The sequence below is a fragment of the Nocardioides pyridinolyticus genome (genome assembly GCF_054653575.1).
In genome coordinates this window covers 14,456-37,461 of the sequence record NZ_BAAIFY010000014.1, presented here as the reverse complement: position 1 = coordinate 37,461, position 23,006 = coordinate 14,456, and the positions used below count along the sequence as shown (strand labels likewise).

The following is a 23,006-nucleotide window of genomic DNA, read 5'->3' as shown; positions in this document are numbered from 1 at the left end:
CCTTCCCGGAGATCGGTCATAGGCGACCAGTGTTGCCGATCTGGCCGGGCGATCCCACCCCGGCCCGGACCAATCTCCGGAAAGGGACAGATCACACGCCGCGGAAGCGGTTGATCGCGTCGATGTGCTGGGCGCGCATCTCCTCGTCGCGGACGCCGAGGCCCTCCTCGGGGGCGAGGCAGAGGACGCCGACCTTGCCCTGGTGGGCGTTCTGGTGGACGTCGAGCGCGGCCTGGCCGACCTCGTCGAGGGGGTAGGACCTCGACAGCGTCGGGTGGATCTTGCCCTTGGCGATGAGGCGGTTGGCCTCCCACGACTCGCGGTAGTTCGCGAAGTGGCTGGAGATGATCTTCTTGAGGTTCATCCACAGGTAGCGGTTGTCGTACTCGTGCATGTAGCCGCTGGTGGAGGCACAGGTGGTGATCGTGCCGCCCTTGCGGGTCACGTAGACGCTCGCGCCGAAGGTCTCGCGGCCCGGGTGCTCGAAGACGATGTCGATGTCCTCGCCGCCGGTGAGCTCACGGATCTTGGCACCGAAGCGCTTCCACTCCTTCGGGTCCTGGGTGTGCTCGTCCTTCCAGAACTGGTAGCCCTCCTCGGAGCGGTTGATGATCAGCTCCGCGCCCATCGAGCGGGCGATGGCGGCCTTCTCCTCGTTCGAGACCACGCACACCGGGGTGGCGCCGCCGTTGAGGGCGTACTGCGTCGCGAAGCCGCCCAGGCCGCCCGACGCGCCCCAGATCAGGACGTTGTCGCCCTGCTTCATGTCGCCGCCGTTCTTGCTCACGAGCTGGCGGTACGCCGTGCAGTTCACCAGGCCGGGGGAGGCGGCCTCCTCCCAGGTGAGGTGGGCGGGCTTGGGCATCAGCTGGTTGGCCTTGACCAGCGCGACGTCGGCCAGGCCGCCGAAGTTGGTCTCGAAGCCCCAGATCCGCTGCTGCGGGTCGAGCATCGTGTCGTCGTGGCCGTCGGGCTCCTCGAGCTCGACCGAGAGGCAGTGCGCGACGACCTCGGTGCCGGGCTGCCACTTGGTGACGCCCGGGCCGGTCTTGAGCACGACGCCGGCCAGGTCGGAGCCGACCACGTGGTAGGGCAGGTCGTGCCGCTTGGTCAGCGGCGAGAGGCGGCCGTAGCGCTCGAGGAACCCGAAGGTGGAGACCGGCTCGAAGATCGAGGTCCACACGGTGTTGTAGTTGATCGCGCTCGCCATCACCGCGACCAGCGCCTCGCCCGGGCCGAGCTCGGGCAGCGCCACGTCCTCGACGTGCAGCGACTTGCGCGGGTCCTTCTCCTTGGTGGAGATGCCCTCGAACATGTCGACCTCGTCCTTGTGGACGGTCGCCGCGCGGTAGTGGTCCGGGATCTCGAGGTTCGCGAAGTCTCCGGCGGCTGCCCCCTTGCTCAGGTGGGCGCCCGCCATGATCGCGTCGAGGATGTGCTGCACGTCGGCTCCTAGGTTCGGCGACCGGGTCGGGTCGCTGGTTGGGCGGGAGATTACCTACCGGTAACAGTTGGCAACACCCGGTGTGACCTACAACGCTTGCTCGACCAGCTCGACGAGCACCCCGCCGGCGTCCTTCGGGTGGATGAAGTTGATCCGCGAGTTCGACGTGCCCCGCCGCGGCTCGTCGTAGAGGAGGCGGAGGCCGCGCTCGCGCAGGATCGCGCTGACGGCGTCCACGTCGACCACGCGGTAGGCCATCTGCTGGATGCCGGGACCCTTGGTGTCGAGGAACTTGGCGATCGTGGACTGCTCGTCGAGCGGGGCGAGCAGCTGGATGTGGCTGCCGGAGTCGCCGACGGCCATCATCGCCTCGCGGACGCCCTGCTCCTCGTTGACCTCCTGGTGCGCCAGGCGCATGCCGTAGGTCCCCTCGTAGAAGGCGATCGCGGCGTCCAGGTCGGGCACGGCGATGCCCACGTGGTCGATGGCGGTGAACAGGTGCGCGGCGTCGCTGAACTCACTCTGGGGACTCATGCGGCACATCGTCGTACGACGGGCCGGGCGCGGCGAGCGGGTGTGACATGTTCCACCCTCGCCGGGGGGAGGGCGCGTGGGTAGGGTCGGCAGCGATCCACCCACGAACATTTCTGGAGGCACCCATGTCCGGTCCGTCCGTCATCGTCGCGGGGGCGCGCACCCCGATCGGCCGCCTCTCCGGGAGCCTCAAGGACTTCTCGGCCGCGGACCTCGGCGGCGTCGCCATCAAGGGCGCGCTGGAGAAGGCCGGCGTCTCGGGCGACCAGGTCGACTACGTGATCATGGGTCAGGTCATCCTGGCCGGCGCCGGCCAGAACCCGGCCCGGATCGCCGGCGTCAACGCGGGCATCCCGATGAGCGTCCCGTCGATCACGATCAACAAGGTGTGCCTCTCGGGCCTCAACGCGATCGCGCTCGCCGACCAGCTGATCCGCGCCGGCGAGGTCGACATCGTCGTGGCCGGCGGCATGGAGTCGATGACCAACGCCCCCCACTTCCTGCCGAAGTCGCGCGAGGGCATCAAGTTCGGCGACGTGAAGCTCGTCGACTCGATGGCCTACGACGCGCTGTTCGACCAGTTCACCTCGCAGGCGATGGGGCTGCTCACCGAGGAGTGCAACGCCGCCGCCGCGAACCTGACCCGCGACGAGCAGGACGAGTTCGCCGCGCAGTCGCACCAGAAGGCCGCCGTCGCCTGGAAGAACGGCGTCTTCGACGACGAGGTGGTGCCGGTCGAGATCCCGCAGCGCAAGGGTGACCCGATTCAGTTCACGACCGACGAGGGCGTCCGTGGCGACACGACCGCCGAGTCGCTCGGCAAGCTGCGCCCGGCGTTCTCCAAGGAGGGCACCATCACGGCCGGCTCCTCCTCGCAGATCTCCGACGGTGCCGCCGCCGTCGTGGTGATGAGCAAGGCCAAGGCCGAGGAGCTCGGGCTGGAGTGGCTGGCCGAGATCGGCGCGCACGGCCAGGTCGCCGGCCCCGACTCGACCCTCCAGCTGCAGCCCGCCGCCGCGACGGCCAAGGCCTGCGAGAAGGAGGGCATCTCGCCGACCGACCTCGACCTCGTCGAGTTCAACGAGGCGTTCGCCGCCGTCGGCATCTCGTCGGCGCGTGAGCTCGGCCTGGACAACGCCAAGGTCAACGTCAACGGGGGCGCGATCGCGCTCGGCCACCCGGTCGGCATGTCCGGCACCCGGGTGGTGCTGCACCTGGCGCTGGAGCTGAAGCGTCGCGGTGGCGGCGTGGGTGCCGCCGCGCTGTGCGGTGGCGGTGGGCAGGGCGACGCCCTGATCGTGCGTGTCCCGAAGAGCTGACTCCGTCGAGACGCTGGTCGAGCGCGCCCGCGAGGGCGACGCTCGATCGGTGGCTCGCCTGATCTCACTGGTCGAGGACGAGTCCCCGCTGCTGCGGGAGGTGATGGCGGCGCTCGCGCCGCACGCCGGCCACGCCCAGGTCATCGGCATCACCGGGTCGCCCGGAGTCGGCAAGTCCACCTCGACCAGCGCGCTGGTCGGCGAGCTGCGCCGCGCCGGCAAGCGCGTGGGCGTGCTCGCGGTGGACCCGTCGTCGCCGTTCTCCGGCGGCGCGCTGCTCGGCGACCGGGTGCGGATGCAGGACCACGCGCTGGACCGCGAGGTCTACATCCGCTCGATGGCCTCGCGCGGCCACCTCGGAGGCCTCGCCTGGACGACGCCGCAGGCGCTCCGCGTGCTCGACGCGGCCGGCTGCGACGTGATCCTCATCGAGACCGTCGGCGTCGGGCAGAGCGAGGTCGAGATCGCCGGCCTCGCCGACACCACGATGGTGCTGCTCGCGCCCGGCATGGGCGACGGCATCCAGGCCGCGAAGGCCGGCATCCTCGAGATCGGCGACCTCTACGTCGTCAACAAGGCCGACCGCGACGGCGTCGAGCAGGTCCGCCGCGACCTGCGGTCGATGCTCGCGCTGGCCGAGCGCACCGAGGGCGCGTGGAAGCAGCCGATCCTGCTCACCGTCGCGCAGAAGGGCGAGGGCGTCGCCGAGGTCGTCGAGGCGCTCGACCAACACGGGGAGTGGCTCGCGTCGAGCGGCGAGCTCGAGCGCCGGCGTACCCGCCGGGCCCGCGACGAGATCGAGGCGATCGCCGTCACCGCGCTGCGCGCACGGTGGGGCGACGTCCACGGCCGCTCCGAGCTCGACGAGCTCGCGGCCGCTGTGGTGGCGGGCCGGACCGACCCGTACGCCGCCGCGGACGTGCTCCTCGAGGACCTGTGACCGACCTGTGACCGACCAGGGTGTCCTCGGCCCGGCCGTGGGGCACCACCACTAGCCTGCTGGCGTGACCCTCCCGTTCGACCCGATCGACGAAGCCGCCCGCCAGTGGGGCGAGCACTGGGACCGGGTGCCCGCGATGCACGCGGTCACGTCGCTCATGCGCGTGCAGCAGCTGGTGATCGGACGGCTCGACGCGATCCTCAGGCCGCACGGCCTGACCTTCGCCCGCTACGAGGCGCTGGTGCTGCTGGTCTTCTCCTCGCGTGGCTCGCTGCCGCTGGGGAAGATGGGGGAGCGGCTCCAGGTGCACCCGACGTCGGTCACCTCGATCGTGCGGCGGCTGGAGTCCGCGGGCCTGGTCGAGCGCCGGGCCCACCCCGAGGACGGCAGGGCCGTGCTCGCCGAGATCACCCCGGCCGGGCGGGAGCTGGTCGAGCGCGCCACCCGGGACCTGGTGGAGGCGGACTTCGCGCTCGGCGCACTCTCCGACGGCGACCTCGCGTCCCTGTCCGCGCTGTTGGCGCCCGTCCGCAAGGACGCCGGGGACTTCTGACCGACAGCCGCGCTTGGCTGATTTAGTAGGACGTCCTACTATTTCGGCATGAGCGAGAACGCACGCGCCCGCTGGCAGGCCCGCTACGAGAGGTCCCGGGTCCGCGAGTCCGACTTCACGACGCTCAGCGGCCTCGAGGTCGAGCCGGCCTACGGCACCGACGACTCGGAGTGGCCCGGGGAGTTCCCGTTCACGCGCGGCCTCTACCCGACCGGCTACCGCGGCCGGACCTGGACGATCCGGCAGTTCGCCGGCTTCGGCAACGCTCAGCAGACCAACGAGCGCTACCGGATGATCCTCGGACGCGGCGGCGGCGGACTCTCGGTCGCCTTCGACATGCCCACGCTCATGGGCCGCGACTCCGACGACCCCAAGGCGCTCGGCGAGGTCGGCCACTGCGGCGTCGCGATCGACTCGGTCGCCGACATGGAGATCCTCTTCGACGGCATCGACCTCGGCGACGTCACCACCTCGATGACGATCAGCGGTCCCGCCGTCCCCGTCTTCTGCATGATGCTGGTCGCCGCCGAGCGCGCCGGCGTGGACACCGCCACGCTCAACGGCACGCTCCAGACCGACATCTTCAAGGAGTACATCGCCCAGAAGGAGTGGCTCTTCGCGCCCGAGCCGCACCTCAAGCTCATCGGCGACCTGATGGAGTACTGCGCCGCGAACATCCCGGCGTACAAGCCGCTCTCGGTCTCCGGCTACCACATCCGCGAGGCCGGCTCCACGGCCGCGCAGGAGCTGGCGTTCACGCTCGCCGACGGCTTCGGGTACGTCGAGCTGGGGCTGTCCCGCGGCCTCGACGTCGACGTCTTCGGCCCGGGCCTGTCCTTCTTCTTCGACGCCCACGTGGACTTCTTCGAGGAGATCGCGAAGTTCCGCGCCGCCCGCCGGATCTGGGCGCGCTGGATGCGCGACGTCTACGGCGCGCGGACCGAGAAGGCCCAGTGGCTGCGGTTCCACACGCAGACCGCGGGTGTCTCGCTCACGGCGCAGCAGCCGTACAACAACGTCGTCCGCACCGGCATCGAGGCGCTGTCCGCGGTGCTCGGCGGCACCAACTCGCTGCACACCAACGCCCTCGACGAGACGCTCGCGCTCCCCTCGGAGCAGGCCGCCGAGATAGCGCTGCGCACCCAGCAGGTGATCATGGAGGAGACCGGCGTCGTCAACGTCGCCGACCCGCTGGGCGGCTCCTGGTACGTCGAGGCGCTGACCGACCGGATCGAGGCCGAGGCGACCGCGATCTTCGACAAGATCCTCGCGATGGGCGGCTCCACGCTCACCTCCGACCAGCCCGAGAAGCTCGCCGAGGCCATGCGCAACGGCGAGTGGCTCGTGACCCGTGGCCTGCTGCGCGGCATCGAGGAGGGCTGGTTCATGTCCGAGATCGCCGAGGCCGCCTTCCAGTACCAGGTCGCGCTCGAGAAGGGCGAGAAGCGGATCGTCGGCGTGAACTGCCACGAGGAGTCGGTGACCCACGACCTGGAGATCCTGCGGGTCTCCCACGAGGTCGAGGTCGAGCAGGTGTCGATGCTGAAGGGGCGCCGCGAGGGCCGCGACGACGCCGCGGTGACCGCTGCGATCGAGCGGATGGTCGCCGCCGCACGGGCCGACGAGAACATGATCGAGCCGATGCTGGACGCCTGCCGGGCCGAGGCCACGCTGGGCGAGATCTGCGACGCGCTCCGGGCCGAGTGGGGCGAGTACCGGGAGCCGGCGCGCTTCTGAGCACGTCCCAGTGGGCGTGAGGCTCTGGCTCGTCGCGCTCCTGCTGCCGCTGACCGCCTGCACGCGCGACGACGGCCCGTGGTGGCAGGAGCCGCCGGAGGGGACCCGCTGGGTGGGGTACGACGGTGTGGTCGTCGCCGTCCCCGACTGGTGGACGACCGGCGAGACCCAGTGCGGTGCGCCGGTCGAGGACACCGTCTACTTCGACTCCGGCGCCATCTACGACTGCGCCGTCCGCGCGGATCCCGCCACCGTGCGGGAGGTGTCGTCGCTGGCCGTGCTCGACAACGACAACGACGCCTACGACGACTCGGACCTCGACGGCGGGTGCGAGGAATGGTTCCCCGGCGTCTGCCGACGCCTGTTCGGTCCGGCCGGGTCCGACACGGTCTTCGCGGTGACGATCGACGAGGCGGGTGACGGAGACGTCGCGGAGATCCGCGACTCGCTGCGCGCGCTGCCCGACGGCGTGACCACGGTCCCGCTCGAGGTCGCCGGTTCCACGCCGTCGTGGGGCGCGGAGCCGCGCACGGCGCGCGCGCTCGTGGAGGGCATGGAGGCCGCCGGTCTCGAGGTCGACGTGGAGGAGGTCGCGCCTGACCCCAGCGGCGACGTGGCGGACCTGCCGGCAGGGTCGCTGCTCGACGTCGAGCCGGCGCCGGGCACGCCGATCGCCGACGGCGGCACGGTGGTGGTCACCGTAATGGGGACGTCGGGCCCCTGACCGGCGCCACGTCGCGCCGGGCCTGCTGTAGGAGGCTGGTCCGATCTCCCTAGGATTGGGGCCATGACCCAGCAGCCGTTCTCCCGCCCCGGTGCCATCGACCTGTCCGGTCTGAGCGGAGCCGCCCCCGGGACCGCGCCGGCCGGAGGCGCGCCGACCGGCTCGTCGTACTCCGTGAACCTCGACGAGCAGACGTTCCAGGCCACGCTCGAGGCGTCGATGACCGCACCGGTCCTGCTGGTGTTCTACTCGCCGAGCCGGATGCCCGAGAGCGTCCAGCTGGCCCGCGACATCGAGACGCTGGCGACCGAGTTCGAGGGCCGCTTCCTCGCGGGCCTGGTCGACATCGACGCGGTGCCGCAGATCGCGCAGGCCATGCAGATCCCGTCGATCCCGCTCGTGATCGCGGTGATCGACGGTCGCCCGGCGCCGCTGTTCCAGGACGTGCTGCCCCTCGACCAGCTGCGCGCGAACCTCACCCAGGTCCTCCAGCAGCTCACCGCCAACGGCATCACCGGCCGGCACCAGCCGCGGCAGGCCGGACCGGGCGAGGACGGCGAGGAGCAGGTCGACCCGCGGTACGCCGCCGCGCAGGACGCCCTCGGCGACGGCGACATCGACCGTGCCGTCGCGGAGTACCAGAAGCTCGTCGACGCCAACCCCGCCGACACCGAGGCGGCCGCCGGGCTGGCGATGGCCAAGGTGCTCCAGCGCACCCAGGGCGTCGACCTCAACGAGGCCCGCGCCGCGGCCGCGGCCGCGCCCGACGACGTGGACGCGCAGACGATGGTCGCCGACCTCGACATGCTCGGCGGGCACGTCGAGGACGCGTTCAACCGGCTCGTCGACCTCGTCCGCCGTACCGCCGGCGACGACCGGGACAAGGCCCGCGAGCACCTGCTCGGCCTCTTCGGCGCGGTCGGGAACGACGACCCGCGGGTGCTCAAGGGCCGGCAGAACCTGGCGTCCGCCCTGTTCTGAGGCGCCTCAGGCGCCCAGGCCCGCGAGCACGGCCCGCACCGCGGGTGAGTCGGCCATGCTGCGCCGGTGCACCGCGATCACGTCGCGGGTGGGCACCGGATCACGGGTGGGGACGGCCACCAGGTCGGCGCCGAGCGGCTGCCGGCCGAGCCGGGGCACCAGTGCGATGCCGAGCTCCGCGCGGACCAGGGCGAGGTGGGAGTCGAACTCCATCGCGGTGTGCGCGATCCGGGGGAGCCGCCCGGTCCCGGCGTACATCCGGGTGAGCCACTGACGGCAGATCGTGCCCTCGGGCGTGGCGATCCAGCCCTCGTCGACGAGCTCCCGCGGCGTGACCTCGTCTCGAGCCGCCAGCGGGTGGTCCCGGTGGACGATCACGTCCGCGACGTCGCGCGCCACGACGGTGGCGGCGAGGTGGTCGGGGATCGAGATCGGGACGTCGCCCCACCGGTGCACCACGCCGAGGTCGCTCTGGCCGGACGCGACCAGGTCGACGGCGTCCCACGGCTCGCGCTCGGTGAGCGCGAGCGCGAGGTCGGGATGGGCGGCGCGGAGATCCCGGACGACCGGCGCGACCAGCCCCCGCATCGCGGTCGAGAACGCGGTCAGCCGGAGGTGCCCCGAGACCGTCTCGGCCCGCTGGTGCAGCGTCGCCTCGACCTCCTCGAGGTCGGCGAGCAGGCGTCCGCCGGCGTCGACGAGGTGGCGGCCGTGGTCGGTGAGGATGACGCCGCGACCCACCCGCTCGAGCAGGGGGACGCCGGTCTGCCTCTCCAGGCGCTTGACCTGCTGCGAGACCGCACTGGGGGTGAAGCCGAGCGCGTCCGCGGCGGCGACCACCGAGCCGTGGGTGTCGACGGCCCGGAGGCTGGTCAGGGCCGCCAGGTCGATCATGCAGCAAGGCTACATCGAACCATGCACATCCATTCGCTGGTGCTTCACGGTCATCGCAGGGATGCTGGTCTCGTGGACCGCCGCGACTCGCTCCTCGCCGCCCTCGTCGCCACGATCTGGGGCCTCAACTTCGTGGTGATCGACTGGGGCATGGTCGACGTGCCGCCCCTGCTGTTCGTGGCGATCCGCTTCGCGATCGTGGTGTTCCCCGCGGTGCTGTTCGTCCGCCGGCCGGAGGCGCCGTGGCGGGTGGTCGCGGCCGTCGGGATCTTCATGTCGCTCGGGCAGTTCGGGTTCCTCTACGTCTCGATGGACGCCGGCATGCCGCCCGGTCTCGCCGCGCTCGTGCTCCAGGCCCAGGTGATCTTCACGGTGCTGATCGCCGCCGGGGCGCTGCGTGAGCTGCCGACCCGGGCCCAGGCGATGGGGGTGGTCGTCGGCTCGGTCGGCCTGGCCGTGGTCGCGGTCGGCCGCGGCGGGCACGTCACGACCCTCGCGCTCGCCCTGTGCCTGCTCGGCGCGTTCTCGTGGGCGATCGGCAACGTGGTCAGTCGGTCCTCCGGCGTACGCGGCGGGCTGTCGCTGACCGTCTGGTCCGCCGTGGTCGTCCCGGTGCCGCTCCTCGCGCTCTCGCTCGTGCTCGACGGCCCGGCCGTGGTGGGCGACGCGCTGGCGTCGTTCTCCTGGCAGGCCGGGCTCTCGACGCTCTACACCGCCGGGCTCGCGTCGCTCGTGGGGTACGGCCTCTTCAACACGCTCCTCGCCCGCAACCCCTCGTCGTCCGTCGTGCCGTGGGTGCTGCTCGCCCCGGTGGTCGCGATGGCGTCGGCCTGGCTGCTGCTCGACCAGCGGCCGAACACCGCCGAGCTCACCGGGGGAGCGGTGCTGATCCTCGGGGTGCTGGTGGCGATGCGCCCGGTCCGGTCCGCCGAGTCGGCGCTGGTTGCTCGCCCTGAGGCGCCGAGTCGGCGCAACCTGCCCGCGGGGCCGGTCACTGACGCAGACTCGGCGGGGGTCGGGCGGTGATCCACGCCGACTCGGAGGAGGCTTCAGGCCGCCGGACCCTTGGCCCGGACGTCGGCGACGGCGTCCATCGCCTGCCGGAGCTCGGCGAGCCAGTCGCCCTCGTGCTGGCCGACGAGCCGGACGCGGCCGTCAAGCGCGCTGTAACGCCGGGTTATCGGCTCTCCCCGCCCCGGTGCAACAGGGTGCGAACAGTCGATAACCCGGCGTTACAAGCCGGGCGACCGCGCGTCAGCCGCGGCCGGACTCGGTGTACGCGCCGCCCTCGGTGGAGAGCGCGGCCACGGCGGCGGTGATCCGCCGGGCGGTGAAGTCCGCGCAGCGCTCCTGGATCTGCTCGGGGGTGCAGAACTCGACCGAGCGGATCTCGCGGGTCTGGCGGACGACGTGCTCGAGGATCGTCTCCTCCTGCACCCCGCCGTCGAAGACCAGGCACAGTGCGTCGTCCCAGCCGCTCCACGGCGGCAGCCAGTCGGTGAGCAGCAGCCGGCCGGCGGTGATCGTCAGCCCCAGCTCCTCCTCGACCTCGCGGGACACCGCGAGCTGCGGGGACTCGCTGACCTCGACGACGCCGCCGGGCAGGTCCCAGTCCTGCTTGTAGGTGAGCTCGCACAGCAGCACCCGGTCGTCGGGGGAGCGCACCAGCATCTGGCTGATCGCGCGCTTGCGCGGCAGGAACGAGTTGAGCAGCGCCCGGAAGCCCTCGGGCTCGTGCAGCGGGGTGTCGGTGGCCAGCCGGGCGTAGACGATCCGGTCGACCGGCTCGCCGTCGACGGTGACCCCGCGCATCACGCCCTCGCGGCGCAGCCCCGACCAGGTCGCGGTGCGCTGCGCGCCCTCGTCGTCGGGGTCGATCAGGGCCTCGACGCGGGCGTGGTCCGCGAGCGCCGCGACGACGGTGTGTCGGACGACGTCGATGGGCTCGTCGGTGGACCACGAGATCCGGGCGATCCCCTCCGCGACGGTGGTCACGGTGGTGGTCGGCTCGGTCACGGACTGAACTCTAGCGACGCTTGCGGAACCACACCGTCGCCAGTGGCGGTACGACGATCGTGGCGTGCGCGGGCTGGCCGGACCACTCGCCGTCGACTGCGGTGACCGACCCGTAGTTGCCGACACCGGAGCCGGTGTAGGTCTCGGCGTCGGTGTTGAGGACCTCGTCCCACTCGCCGGTCGAGGGCAGGCCGAGCTTGTAGTCGGTGTGCGGGACCGCAGCGAAGTTCGCCACGCAGACGACGTCCTCACCGGAGGGGGAGCGGCGGACGAACGAGAAGAGGTTGCGGCCCGCGTCGTTGGCGTCGACCCACTGGAAGCCCGCCGGGTCGTGGTCCCGCGACCACAGCGCCGGAGAGGCGACGTACGCCGCGTTGAGGTCGCGCACCAGCGACTGCACGCCCCGGTGCTCGGGGTGGTCGAGCAGCCACCAGTCGAGCTCGCGGGACTCCGCCCACTCCGACTCCTGGCCCAGCTCGATGCCCATGAACGTCAGCTGCTTGCCGGGGTGCGCCCACATGTAGGCGAGGTAGGCCCGCAGGTTGGCCAGCTGCTGCCACCGGTCGCCGGGCATCTTGCGCAGCAGTGATCCCTTGCCGTGCACGACCTCGTCGTGGCTGAGCGGCAGGACGTAGTTCTCCGAGAACGCGTAGACGAGCGAGAACGTCATCTCGCCGTGGTGGTAGGCGCGGTGCACGGGCTCGCGGGCGAGGTAGTCGAGCGAGTCGTGCATCCACCCCATGTTCCACTTGAAGCCGAACCCGAGGCCGTCCGCGGACGTCGGACGGGTGACGCCGGGCCACGACGTGGACTCCTCGGCGATCGTGGTGACGCCGGGGACCCGCTTGTAGACGGTCGCGTTCATCTCCTGGAGGAACTGCACCGCCTCGAGGTTCTCGTGGCCGCCGTGGATGTTGGGGGACCACTCGCCGGCCTCGCGGGCGTAGTCGAGGTAGAGCATCGACGCGACGCCGTCCACGCGCAGCCCGTCGGCGTGGAACTCCTCGAGCCAGTAGAGCGCGTTGGCGTAGAGGAAGTTGCGCACCTCGCGCCGGCCGAAGTTGAAGATGTGCGAGCCCCACTCCTTGTGCCAGCCGCGCTGGGGGTTGGGGTCCTCGTAGAGGGGCGTGCCGTCGAAGCGCGCGAGCGCCCACTCGTCGGTCGCGAAGTGCCCGGGCACCCAGTCCAGGATCACGCCGACGCCGGCCTGGTGCAGCCGGTCGACGAGCAGCCGGAAGCCGTCGGGGTCGCCGAAGCGCGAGTCCGGTGCGAAGTACGACGTCACGTGGTAGCCCCACGAGCCGCCGAACGGGTGCTGCATCACCGGCATGAGCTCGACGTGCGTGTAGCCGAGGTCCGCGAGGTACGCCGGCAGCTCGTCGGCCAGCTCCTCCCACGACCAGTAGCGACCGTCGTGGTGCTTCTTCCACGACCCGAGGTGCATCTCGTAGATGCTCATCGGCTCCGCGACCGGCTGCTTGGCGGCCCGCGCGGTCATCCAGTCGGAGTCACCCCAGCTGTAGGAGCTCTCGAAGACCTTCGAGGCGGTGTCCGCGGGCTTCTCCGCCCAGAACGCCATCGGGTCGGCCTTCTCCCTCCACTGGCCGTCGGGACCGAGGATGACGTACTTGTACGCCGCGCCGACGCCGACGTCGGGGACGAACAGCTCCCAGACCCCGGAGGTGCCGAGCTGGCGCATCGGGTGCTCGCGGCCGTCCCAGCTGTTGAAGTCACCCTTGATCCGGATCGCGCGGGCGTTGGGCGCCCAGACCGCGAACGAGGTGCCGGTGACCGGCTCGAGCGCGCCGGGGTAGTGGTGCACCCGCGCGCCGAGGACCTCCCACAGCTGCTCGTGACGGCCCTCGTTGACCAGGTGCAGGTCCATCTCGCCGAGCGTGGGGAGGAAGCGGTAGGGGTCGTCGACGACGTGCTCGTCCGGGCCGTAGCTCACCGCGATGCGGTAGTCGGGGACGTCGGGGAGCGGGACGACGCCGACCCAGATGCCCTCGTGCTCGTGGGTCAGCTCGACCTCACCGGCCGAGTCACCCGAGCCCCAGCGGACGGCGACCCGGGCGGCGAGGGGCTTGAACACGCGGATGGTCACGCCGCCGTCGTGCGGGTGCGGCCCCAGCACGCCGTGGGGGTTGCCGTGCTCGCCGCGGACGATCTGGGTCAGCTCGGCGGCGGGGACGGGCAGGGGCTTGGCGGACGTGGCGCTCATGCGGCTCCGATCCGGGCCACGGCCTCGAGCGGGATCGCCACCCAGGCCGGGCGGTTGCGGGTCTCGTAGACGGTCTCGTAGACGGCCTTGTCGGCCTCGTAGGCGTCGAGCAGCACGCGCTGGTCGGCGCCGACCTCGTTGCCGGCGTACGCCGCGAGGAAGTGGTTGCGGTTGCGGTGCGCCCACTCCGCGGCCCGGTAGGCCCGCTGCTCGGTGCCCTCCGGGTGGTCCTCGGCGAACTGCCGCTCGACCACGTGCGGCACGTAGTCGAAGGAGCGCAGCATCCCGGCGACGTCGCGCCAGGGGGAGTCGGGCCGGAGCCGCTCGGCCAGCGGCTTGGCGGGCTCGCCCTCGAAGTCGACGATCTTCCAGCCCAGGCTGGTGCGCAGCGTCTGCCCGAGGTGCAGGTCGCCGTGGATCTGCTGGGCCTCGACGCCGTCCAGCTCGCGCAGGCGGGCGAACGCCGCCCGCAGCCGGTCGGCGTGGGCTGCGAGCTCGGGCACGACGGGAAGGGCCTCGTCGAGACGGGCGTCCATCGCGTCGGCCAGCTTGCCCACCGCCGCCCGGTCCAGCCGCTCGACGGGGAAGTGCTCGGCCAGCACCTGGTGCACCTCGCGCAGGGCGACCCCGAGCCGCTCCGCCTCGGCGGCGAAGTCGCCCCCGGCCTCGTGGGCGTGCAGGTCGGCCTCGGCGTACAGGTTGCGCACGCTCGCCAGTGCCAGGTCCCAGCCGTCGCTGGCGGTGCGCAGGAACTCCTGGAGCATCGCCAGCTGGAGCGTGGTGCCCGCGCCGCCGTCCGCGTCCTCGTCGACCCAGTCCAGCCAGCCGTAGAGCTTCGCGATGTGCTCGGACCCGGTGCGGGTGAGGACGTCGTGGACGCTGATGTCCGGGTTCACGCCCGGGGTGATCTTGCGGAACACCTTCATGAGCGCGTCCTCGCCGTAGGCCACCGACGAGTTGGACTGCTCGCCCGAGAACAGCGTCGAGTGGGTGTCGAGGTCGAGCTCGTGCTCGCCGATCCGGTGGAAGCGCAGCCCGCTGGCGTCGTCGTTGAGGTTGCCGCCCGCCTGGCTCGCCGCCTCGTGGAAGGCCAGCTGCCAGCAGGACATGGCGACCCGGTCGTGGAGCGCGTCGTAGGCGTGCACCCAGCCGTGGTCGGGGTCCTCCCACCACCCGATGAACGCGTGGTCGAGGCGGGTCTCCGGGTGCTCGTAGAGCGCCATCGGGACCTGGTAGACCTCGGAGCCGCCGGTCTCGTCGCCGTAGGCGACCTCGACCAGGTCGATGACCACGGCCGGGTCCTCGGTGCTGCCGCACGGCACCTCGCCGATCCGGCGGACCGAGGCCACCTCGAACGGACGCCCCTTGCCGCTGAACCAGCGGGTCCGCTCGAGATAGCGCGTGAAGACATCGGGCTCGGGGATCACAGCAGCAGGCCCTCCTCGGTCGTTTCGGGGGCGGTCAGGCGGAACCAGTAGAAGCCGTAGCCCGCCAGCGTCAGCAGGTACGGCAGCTCCCCGATCTCCGGGAACGGCACGCCGCCGAGCACCTCGACCGGGCGGCGGCCCTCGAACCGCCGCAGGTCGAGCTCGACGGGCTGCGGGAACCTGGACAGGTTGTTGACGCACAGGATGAGGTCCTCGCGGCCGTCCTCGCCGACGTACTCCCGCACGTAGGAGAGCACCGACGGGTTGGAGCCGCCGAGGTCGTGGAACGCGCCCAGGCCGAACGTCGGGTGGTTGCGGCGCGCCAGGAGCATCCGCCGCGTCCAGTGCAGCAGGGACGACCCGTTCTCGAGCTGGGCCTCCACGTTGACCGCCTGATACCCGAACACGGGATCCTGGATCACCGGGCGGTCGAGCTTGCCGGGGGTGGCGGAGGAGAAGCCGGCGTTGCGGTCGGCGGTCCACTGCATCGGCGTGCGGACGCCGTCGCGGTCGCCGAGCCAGATGTTGTCGCCCATCCCGATCTCGTCGCCGTAGTAGAGGACCGGCGAGCCCGGCAGCGAGAGCAGGAGCGCGTTGAAGAGCTCGATCTGGTTCATGTCGTTGTCGAGCAGAGGGGCGAGCCGGCGACGGATGCCGATGTTCGCCTTCATGCGGGGGTCCTTGGCGTACTCGCCCCACATGTAGTCGCGGTCCTCGTCGGTGACCATCTCGAGCGTGAGCTCGTCGTGGTTGCGCAGGAAGATGCCCCACTGGCAGGACTCCGGGATGGCCGGGGTCTGCTCGAGGATCTCCGAGATCGGGAAGCGGGACTCGCGGCGCACCGCCATGAAGATGCGCGGCATCACGGGGAAGTGGAAGGCCATGTGGCACTCGTCGCCGCCCACCTCGAAGTCGCCGAAGTACTCCACGACGTCCTCGGGCCACTGGTTGGCCTCGCACAGCAGCACCCGGCCGGGGTACTCGTCGTCGACGACCTTGCGGACCCGCTTGAGGAAGTCGTGGGTCTCGGCGAGGTTCTCGCCGTTCGTGCCCGGGCGCTCGTAGAGGTAGGGCACCGCGTCGAGACGGAAGCCGTCCATGCCCATGTCCAGCCAGAAGCGGATCGCGTCGAGGATCGCGTCGTGGACCCTCGGGTTGTCGAAGTTGAGGTCGGGCTGGTGGGAGAAGAACCGGTGCCAGAAGTACTGCTGGCGCACCGGATCCCACGTCCAGTTCGACGGCTCGGTGTCGACGAAGATGATCCGCGCCTCCTCGTAGAGCTCGTCGGTGTCGGACCAGACATAGAAGTCGCCGTAGGGGCCGTCCGGGTCCGAGCGCGACTGCTGGAACCACTCATGCTGGTCGCTCGTGTGGTTCATGACGAAGTCGATGATCACGCGGATGCCGCGCTTGTGCGCCTCGCCGAGGAAGTAGCGGAAGTCGTCGATGGAGCCGATGTCGGGGTGCACCGAGGTGTAGTCGGCGACGTCGTAGCCGTCGTCGCGCAGCGGGCTGGGGAAGAACGGCGGGATCCAGAGGCAGTCGACGCCCAGCCACTCCAGGTAGTCCAGCTTCTCCACCAGGCCGCGGAAGTCACCGGTGCCGTCGGCGTTGGAGTCGCGGAACGCGCGCACCAGCACCTCGTAGAACACCGCGGTCTTGAACCACTCCGGCGTGTTCTGGTTGAGGACGGTGCTCTGGGCGACGGGCTCGGACGTCACCGGGTCCTCCTCACGGTCAGGATGTGAGCGGGCTCGTGGAACGGGTCGAGGCGGACGTAGTTGTGGGCGGTCCAGCTCCAGTCGGCGCCGGTGATCTCGTCGTGCACGGCGAAGGAGTCGTGCTCGCCGAGCCCGAGCGCCGCCATGTCGAGGTGGACCACGGTCTCCCGCGCGGCGTGCGGGTCGACGTTGACCACGACGATCACCGTGTCGTCGGTCCGGCCGTCCGTGTGCCGCTTGGAGAACACCAGGATGTTCTCGTCGTCGCTCCAGTGGATCGAGATGTTGCGCAGCAACTGGAGGGCGCGGTGCCGGCGGCGGATCTCGTTGAGGCGGGTGAGGTACGGCGCCAGCGTGCGTCCCTCGCGGGTCGCGGCGTCCCAGTCGCGGATGCGGACCTGGTACTTCTCGGAGTCGAGGTACTCCTCGCTGCCCGGCTTGACCGCCACGTGCTCGTAGAGCTCGTAGCCGGCGTACACGCCCCAGCTGGGGGACCCGGTCGCGGCGATGGCCGCGCGGATCTTGAACGCCGCCGGACCGCCGTACTGGAGGTAGGCGTGGAGGATGTCGGGGGTGTTGACGAAGAAGTTCGGCCGCATCAGGTGGTCGGACTCGGTCGACACCTCGCGGAGGTACTCCTCCAGCTCCCACTTGGCGTTGCGCCAGGTGAAGTAGGTGTAGCTCTGGTGGAAGCCGATCGCGCCGAGCCCGTGCATCATCGCCGGACGGGTGAACGCCTCGGAGAGGAACAGCACGTCGGGGTCGGTGCGCCGGACCTCCTTGAGCAGCCACTCCCAGAACGCGAGCGGCTTGGTGTGGGGGTTGTCGACGCGGAAGATCCGCACGCCGTGCGACATCCACAGCCGCACGATCCGCAGCACCTCCTGGGAGATGCCGGTGGGGTCGTTGTCGAAGTTGATCGGGTAGATGTCCTGGTACTTCTTCGGCGGGTTCTCGGCGTAGGCGATGGTGCCGTCGGCGCGCGTCGTGAACCACTCCGGATGGGTCTTCACCCACGGGTGGTCGGGGGCGGCCTGGAGCGCCAGGTCGAGCGCGACCTCGAGGCCGAGGTCCCGAGCGCGCCCGACGAACGCGTCGAAGTCGTCGAAGGTGCCGAGGTCGGGATGGATCGCGTCGTGGCCCCCGTCCTTCGAGCCGATCGCCCACGGTGACCCGGTGTCCTCGGGGCCGGGGTCGAGGGTGTTGTTGCGACCCTTGCGGTTGGCCTCGCCGATCGGGTGGATCGGCGGCAGGTAGATCACGTCGAAGCCCATCGCGGCCACGGCGTCCAGCCGCTTCGCCGCCGTGCGGAACGTGCCGCTGGTGACCTGGCCGGTCTTCGCGTCCTGGGTCGCGCCCTCCGAGCGCGGGAAGAACTCGTACCAGCTGCTGAACAGCGCGCGCTCCCGGTCGGCGTACGCCGGGTAGGGGCCCTCGACGGTGAGCAGCTCGCGGATCGGGTGGCTCTCGACGATCGCGACGAGCGCGGGGTCCTCCAGGGCCGCCAGCCGGGCCTCGGCGGGGCGGATGGTGTCCTTCGCGGCCTCGATCGCGCCCTGGAGCACCGGGGCGGCGTCCGCCGAGGACGGGTCGCTTGGGTCCAGCGACGCCAGCACGCGTTCGAGCAGCAGGGCGCCCTCGGTGAACATCAGCTCGACGTCCACGCCGGCGCGGATCTTGACCGGGCCGTCGTGGAACCAGGTCCCGAGCGGGCTCGACCAGGCGACGACCTCGAAGCTCCACGGGCCCTCGGCGTCCGGGGTCACCCAGGCCTGGTAGCGGTCCGGCACCTCGGCGTCCTTGGCCATCCGCACCGGCGACCGGCGCTGGCCGTCGGGACCGGTGAGGACCACCTCGGCGCCGAGCTTGTCGTGCCCCTCGCGGAACACCGTCGCCCGTACGGGGAACGGCTCTCCGACGGTCGCCTTGGCGGGTTGCCGCCCGAGGTCGACGAGCGGCGAGACGTTCATGACGGGGATGCGGCCGACCATGTTCTCCAACCTAGCGAGGGTGCGAAGGGGGTCGGCAAGGGCGAACACTCGCCGACTCCCTCCGCGTACCCGACGCCGTCGGGCGGAAACCGGACCGTCTCAGGTGTCAGTACACCTGCAGCTCCGCGGCGTGCACGATCGTGCCGCGGTCGGATGCGGTGGCGCAGTCGGTCGCGTTGGACGGGTCGTTGTCCTGCTCACCGGCGTAGCCGGCGAACCCGGTGCACTGGTTCTCCAGCACGACCAGCCGGATCGCGGCCGCCTTCGTCGACGGTACGGCGAACGAGCGGAGCGTCAGGTTGGGCGCGACCGGCCGCGGCCGCAGCGCCGGGAAGGCGTTGCCGGGCGAGGTGTAGAACCGCTTCCAGACCGCCTTGTCGCTGCCGCACGCCTTGACGCAGGCCTCCAGCGCGAACTTCCGCAGCGCGGTGAACCGCGAGTCCGAGTCCGGGTCGGGCTCGCGGGCGAACGGGATCTCGGACGGGTCGGCGGCGGCCGGGGTCAGCATCGCGCTGACCTGCACCCGGCGGACGGTATGGACCCCACCGGCGAGGTCGACGGCGACCGACGGCTTGGAGGCGTCGACGTTCTCGGCGGTGACGCCGCCCCAGTTGGTCGCCTCGGTGCCGTCGATGAGGGAGACGGCGTTGAGCGAGCCCTCGGTCGCGCCGATCACCTTCGCGCCGTTCGCCTTGGCGGCCAGGTTCTTCGGCATCCGCAGCTGGACGACCGTGCGCTGGCCGGCCTTGACGGTCAGGTGGAACCGCTTGAAGCCACGCTTCTTCGACACCGCGAGCATCTCGTAGGTGCCTGGTGTCATCCGGAGCGTGCGCTTGACCGGGGTGGCCCGGGCCTCGAAGTGGCCGACGTACACCTTGGCCTTCGGGCCGCGGAAGACGACGGTCGCGTTCTTGCCGCGCGGCGACGCGAAGCTCGGCTTCGTGGCACCGGAGTCGGCGTTCGGCGTCGAGGCGCCCTTGCCCATGCCGCGGCGGGCGAACGCCGCCCACATCACCTTGAGGTCCTTGCCGCCGAAGCGCATCCTGTCGGCCGCCAGCATGGCGTCGCGGGCGTCGAGCATCGAGGTCGCGCCCTGCTGGAGCAGGAAGGAGTCGAACACCAGCTGGATCCAGCGCCGGTTGCCCGGGCAGGAGCCGGCCGGCAGCGGGCTGCGCACGGCGGTGGCCTGCGCGCAGCGGAGCTGGAGGCGCTTGTTCGCGTAGGGGAACCTCCCGTTCCACTTCTTCACCAGAGCCTGGCGGACGTCCCACATCGTGCCGTTCCAGATCTCGCCGTCGGCGTGCACCTCGTCGCCGGTGCTGTCGAAGCCGTAGTCCCCGCAGTTGAGCACCGCGTGCGCGTCGCTCTGCGCGAGCTCCTGGTCGTCGACCAGCTCGAGCGCGTCGACCGCATCGGCGGTCAGGCCGAAGACCGCTGCGTTGTCGCGCAGCTCGAGCGCGCCGCGACGACGGGGTCGCTCGAGGTGGCGCGGGCGAGCACGCCGTCGGCGGGCAGCAGCGAGGCCGGCGTACCGAACTGGTTCCAGCGCACGTCGATCGCGCCCAGGCCGGCCGCGGCGGCGCGCCGGGCGGCCGTGGGGCCGTGCTGCCCCGCGCGTCGAGGTCGGTGAGGCCGGGCACGGGGTCGGCGAGGGTGCCGTGCGGAACGGTGTCGGTGAGGTGGGGAGCGGCGGTGGCGCTCGTGGCGAGGGCGGGGAGGTGCATGAGGCCCGGGACCAGGGTGGCGGTCAGGAGGGCCAGCGCGACGGCGCGGTGGCGGGTCATGATGCCTCAACGCCGGACATGGGGGTTCGTTATGAGGACCCGGGTGAAGACCGGTTTCGGTGAAACTTTGATCGATCCAAGGGAGTCGATGTAGCGTCCGATCCGTGCGTGCCATCCGTCGCTTCACCGTCCGCCCCGTCCTGCCCCCGGCGCTCGCCGCGCTGAGCGATCTCGCGGGGAACCTCCGCTGGTCCTGGCACCCGGAGACGCAGGACGTCTTCGAGTACGTCGACCCGCGGCTGTGGGAGTCGACCGGCCGTGACCCGGTGCGGCTGCTCGGCGCGGTCGCGCCCGGCCGGCTGAACGACCTGGCCGGAGATGAGGAGTTCCTCGGCCGGCTGCACACCGCGCGCGAGCACCTCGAGCAGTACCTGAGCGGCGACCGCTGGTACCAGAAGCGCCTCGCGGCCGGCGAGGCCGTGCCCCGCGCGATCGCCTACTTCTCGCCCGAGTTCGGCATCACCGCGGTGCTGCCGCAGTACTCCGGCGGCCTCGGCATCCTGGCCGGCGACCACCTCAAGGCCGCCAGCGACCTCGGCGTGCCGATCATCGGCGTGGGCCTGCTCTACCGGCACGGCTACTTCAAGCAGTCGCTCTCCCGCGAGGGCTGGCAGCAGGAGACCTACCCGGTCCTCGACCCCGACGGCCTCCCGATCTCGCCGCTCCGCGAGGAGAACGGCGAGCGGGCGATGATCAGCATCTCGCTGCCCGACGGCCCGGACCTGCTGGCCCGGATCTTCGTCGCCAGCGTGGGCCGCGTGCCGCTGCTGATGCTCGACACCGACGTCGAGGGCAACCCGGACCACTACCGCGACGTGACCGACCGGCTCTACGGCGGCAACAGCGAGCACCGGCTCCGCCAGGAGCTGCTGCTCGGCGTGGGCGGCGTGCGCGCGATCCGCGCCTACTGCCGGATCACCGGCCACCCCGCGCCCGAGGTCTTCCACACCAACGAGGGTCACGCCGGCTTCCTCGGCCTGGAGCGGATCCGCGAGCTCACCGTGGCCGAGGGTGGTCCGAAGCTCGACCTGGACACCGCGCTCGAGGTCGGCCGCGCCTCGACCGTGTTCACCACCCACACCCCGGTCCCGGCGGGCATCGACCGCTTCCCCCGGACGCTGATCGAGCAGTACTTCGGCGAGACCGCGGGTCCGGTCCCCGGCGTACCCGTCGAGCGGATCCTCGCGCTGGGAGCCGAGGACTACGAGGGCGGCGACCCGTCGGTCTTCAACATGGCCGTGATGGGCTTCCGGCTCGCGCAGCGCGCGAACGGCGTCTCGCAGCTGCACGGTCACGTCAGCCGCGGCATGTTCAGCGGCCTGTGGCCGGCCTTCGACGAGGCCGAGGTGCCGATCGGGTCGATCACCAACGGCGTGCACGCCCCGACCTGGGTGGCCCGTGAGATGTTCGACCTCGCCGCCGGCCACGGCGCCGACAAGGACGGCGACGACGTCGACGCCTTCTGGGCCGCGGTCGACAAGGTGCCGGGCGACCAGGTGTGGGCGACCAAGCGGGTCATGCGCGAGAAGCTCGTGCTCGACGCGCGCAAGCGCCTCGCGAAGTCCTGGGAGCAGCGCGGGGCGGCCCGCGCGGAGCTCGGCTGGATCGACAACGCTCTCTCGCCGGACGTGCTCACGATCGGCTTCGCGCGACGCGCGGCGTCCTACAAGCGCCTGACGCTGATGATGCGCGACCCCGAGCGGCTCAAGCGCCTCCTGCTGCATCCCGAGCGGCCGGTCCAGCTGGTCATCGCCGGCAAGGCGCACCCGGCCGACGACGGCGGCAAGAAGCTGATCCAGGACATCGTGCGGCTCTCCGACGACCCGGAGATCCGGCACCGGATCGTCTTCCTGCCCAACTACGACATCGCGATGGCGCAGCCGCTCTACCCCGGCTGCGACGTGTGGCTGAACAACCCGCTGCGTCCGTACGAGGCGTGCGGCACGTCGGGCATGAAGGCCGCGCTGAACGGTGGCCTCAACCTCTCCGTCCTCGACGGCTGGTGGGACGAGTGGTACGACGGCGACAACGGCTGGGCCATCCCCACCGCTGACGGGGTCGAGGACGTCGACCACCGCGACGACCTGGAGGCGGCGGCGCTCTACGACCTCATCGAGCACGAGGTCGCGCCGCGCTTCTACGACCTCGACGCCGACGGCGTACCGACGCGCTGGCTGGAGATGACGCGCCACACGCTGAAGTCGCTCGGCCCCAAGGTGCTGGCGACCCGCATGGTGCGCGACTACGTCCGCCAGCTCTACGCGCCGTCCGCGGCCACCGCGCGCCGCCTGAACTCCGACTACGCCGGCGCCGCGGAGCTCGCCGCGTGGAAGAAGAAGGTGCGCTCGGGCTGGCCGTCGGTCCGCGTCGAGCACGTCGAGAGCAGCGGCGTCGGCGACGCGCCCGAGGTGGGCGACTCGGTCAGCGTCCGCGCGTTCGTCGCGCTGGGCTCGCTCACTCCCGACGACGTCGACGTGCAGCTTGTGCACGGCCGCAGCACCGGTGAGGACGAGCTGGTCGACACCGTCGTGGAGTCGATGCACGTCGCGGAGTCCTACGAGGGCGGGCGCCACCGCTTCGACGGCGGCGTCACCCTCGACCGCTCCGGTGCCTTCGGCTACACGGTCCGCGTCATCCCGCGCAACGACCTCCTCGCCTCGCCGGCCGAGCTCGGCGTCGTCGCCCTGCCGTGACGCCGAACCGGCGCTGTCTCAGCTGAG

At 71.3% G+C, this 23,006-nt stretch carries 19 protein-coding genes; 9 read left to right on the top strand and 10 right to left on the bottom strand.

All coding sequences use genetic code 11. The features are described 5' to 3' along the window. Nucleotides 1-91: 91 nt before the first annotated feature. Complete coding sequence (ccrA, locus tag ACYQ0U_RS13445; protein WP_459973673.1) at nt 92-1,444, bottom strand: crotonyl-CoA carboxylase/reductase; 1,353 nt, start codon at nt 1,442-1,444, stop codon at nt 92-94. A gap of 87 nt (nt 1,445-1,531) precedes the next feature. Continuing rightward, nucleotides 1,532-1,978, bottom strand: a complete 447-nt coding sequence (gene mce / locus ACYQ0U_RS13440) for a methylmalonyl-CoA epimerase (RefSeq protein ID WP_459973670.1) — start codon at nt 1,976-1,978, stop codon at nt 1,532-1,534. Nucleotides 1,979-2,103: 125 nt separating this feature from the next. Here mce and ACYQ0U_RS13435 point away from each other — a divergent pair, with 125 nt between their 5' ends. The 6 genes from ACYQ0U_RS13435 (at nt 2,104) to ACYQ0U_RS13410 (ending at nt 8,232) form a co-directional block, all read left to right on the top strand. Further along, nucleotides 2,104-3,297, top strand: a complete 1,194-nt coding sequence (locus ACYQ0U_RS13435; RefSeq protein WP_459973668.1) for an acetyl-CoA C-acetyltransferase — start codon at nt 2,104-2,106, stop codon at nt 3,295-3,297. Further along, the gene (gene meaB, locus ACYQ0U_RS13430; RefSeq protein WP_459973666.1) at nt 3,281-4,237 is read left to right on the top strand and encodes a methylmalonyl Co-A mutase-associated GTPase MeaB; all 957 of its coding nucleotides are present in this window, start codon (nt 3,281-3,283) and stop codon (nt 4,235-4,237) included. The genes ACYQ0U_RS13435 and meaB overlap by 17 nt, the downstream gene beginning before the upstream one ends. Before the next feature lie 64 nt (nt 4,238-4,301). Then, a complete protein-coding gene (locus ACYQ0U_RS13425) occupies nt 4,302-4,790 on the top strand; it encodes a MarR family winged helix-turn-helix transcriptional regulator (RefSeq protein ID WP_459973664.1) in 489 nt (162 codons plus the stop codon). A 48-nt stretch (nt 4,791-4,838) separates the two neighbouring features. Then, nucleotides 4,839-6,527, top strand: coding sequence for a coenzyme B12-dependent isobutyryl-CoA mutase large subunit (gene icmA / locus ACYQ0U_RS13420; RefSeq protein WP_459973660.1), 1,689 nt, complete (start codon nt 4,839-4,841; stop codon nt 6,525-6,527). A 16-nt stretch (nt 6,528-6,543) separates the two neighbouring features. Beyond that, nucleotides 6,544-7,251, top strand: a complete 708-nt coding sequence (locus ACYQ0U_RS13415; protein ID WP_459973658.1) for a hypothetical protein — start codon at nt 6,544-6,546, stop codon at nt 7,249-7,251. 63 nt (nt 7,252-7,314) lie between these two features. Further along, nucleotides 7,315-8,232, top strand: coding sequence for a co-chaperone YbbN (locus ACYQ0U_RS13410; protein WP_459973656.1), 918 nt, complete (start codon nt 7,315-7,317; stop codon nt 8,230-8,232). Between the two features lie 6 nt (nt 8,233-8,238). Here ACYQ0U_RS13410 and ACYQ0U_RS13405 read toward each other — a convergent pair whose 3' ends face one another. Beyond that, entirely contained in the window at nt 8,239-9,126 is an 888-nt protein-coding gene (locus ACYQ0U_RS13405; protein ID WP_459973654.1) for a LysR family transcriptional regulator, read from the bottom strand. Between the two features lie 72 nt (nt 9,127-9,198). On the opposite strand from ACYQ0U_RS13405, the gene ACYQ0U_RS13400 reads away from it, so the two are divergent. Next, entirely contained in the window at nt 9,199-10,152 is a 954-nt protein-coding gene (locus ACYQ0U_RS13400) for an EamA family transporter (protein WP_459973652.1), read from the top strand. 23 nt (nt 10,153-10,175) lie between these two features. Here ACYQ0U_RS13400 and ACYQ0U_RS22935 read toward each other — a convergent pair whose 3' ends face one another. The 7 genes from ACYQ0U_RS22935 to ACYQ0U_RS13370 form a co-directional block, all read right to left on the bottom strand. After that, nucleotides 10,176-10,307, bottom strand: coding sequence for a hypothetical protein (locus tag ACYQ0U_RS22935; RefSeq protein WP_488199416.1), 132 nt, complete (start codon nt 10,305-10,307; stop codon nt 10,176-10,178). Nucleotides 10,308-10,380: 73 nt separating this feature from the next. After that, nucleotides 10,381-11,142, bottom strand: coding sequence for an NUDIX hydrolase (locus tag ACYQ0U_RS13395; RefSeq protein WP_459973650.1), 762 nt, complete (start codon nt 11,140-11,142; stop codon nt 10,381-10,383). A gap of 10 nt (nt 11,143-11,152) precedes the next feature. Next, complete coding sequence (gene glgB, locus ACYQ0U_RS13390; RefSeq protein WP_459973648.1) at nt 11,153-13,363, bottom strand: 1,4-alpha-glucan branching protein GlgB; 2,211 nt, start codon at nt 13,361-13,363, stop codon at nt 11,153-11,155. Continuing rightward, the gene (locus ACYQ0U_RS13385; RefSeq protein WP_459973646.1) at nt 13,360-14,790 is read right to left on the bottom strand and encodes a maltokinase N-terminal cap-like domain-containing protein; all 1,431 of its coding nucleotides are present in this window, start codon (nt 14,788-14,790) and stop codon (nt 13,360-13,362) included. The genes glgB and ACYQ0U_RS13385 overlap by 4 nt, the downstream gene beginning before the upstream one ends. Next, nucleotides 14,787-16,511, bottom strand: a complete 1,725-nt coding sequence (gene treS, locus ACYQ0U_RS13380) for a maltose alpha-D-glucosyltransferase (protein WP_459973644.1) — start codon at nt 16,509-16,511, stop codon at nt 14,787-14,789. The genes ACYQ0U_RS13385 and treS overlap by 4 nt, the downstream gene beginning before the upstream one ends. Beyond that, nucleotides 16,508-18,502 carry an alpha-1,4-glucan--maltose-1-phosphate maltosyltransferase gene (locus ACYQ0U_RS13375; RefSeq protein WP_459973642.1) on the bottom strand — a complete coding sequence of 665 codons (1,995 nt, stop codon included), beginning with the start codon at nt 18,500-18,502 and terminating at the stop codon, nt 16,508-16,510. Before ACYQ0U_RS13375 ends, treS begins: the two co-directional genes overlap by 4 nt. A 106-nt stretch (nt 18,503-18,608) precedes the next feature. Then, a complete protein-coding gene (locus ACYQ0U_RS13370; RefSeq protein ID WP_459973640.1) occupies nt 18,609-19,853 on the bottom strand; it encodes a M36 family metallopeptidase in 1,245 nt (414 codons plus the stop codon). 3 nt (nt 19,854-19,856) lie between these two features. Between ACYQ0U_RS13370 and ACYQ0U_RS13365 the strand changes: the two genes are divergently transcribed. Both ACYQ0U_RS13365 and glgP read left to right on the top strand, forming a co-directional pair. Further along, entirely contained in the window at nt 19,857-20,132 is a 276-nt protein-coding gene (locus tag ACYQ0U_RS13365; protein WP_459973638.1) for a hypothetical protein, read from the top strand. 258 nt (nt 20,133-20,390) lie between these two features. Further along, nucleotides 20,391-22,979, top strand: coding sequence for an alpha-glucan family phosphorylase (glgP, locus tag ACYQ0U_RS13360; RefSeq protein ID WP_459973636.1), 2,589 nt, complete (start codon nt 20,391-20,393; stop codon nt 22,977-22,979). Nucleotides 22,980-23,006 lie beyond the last annotated feature (27 nt).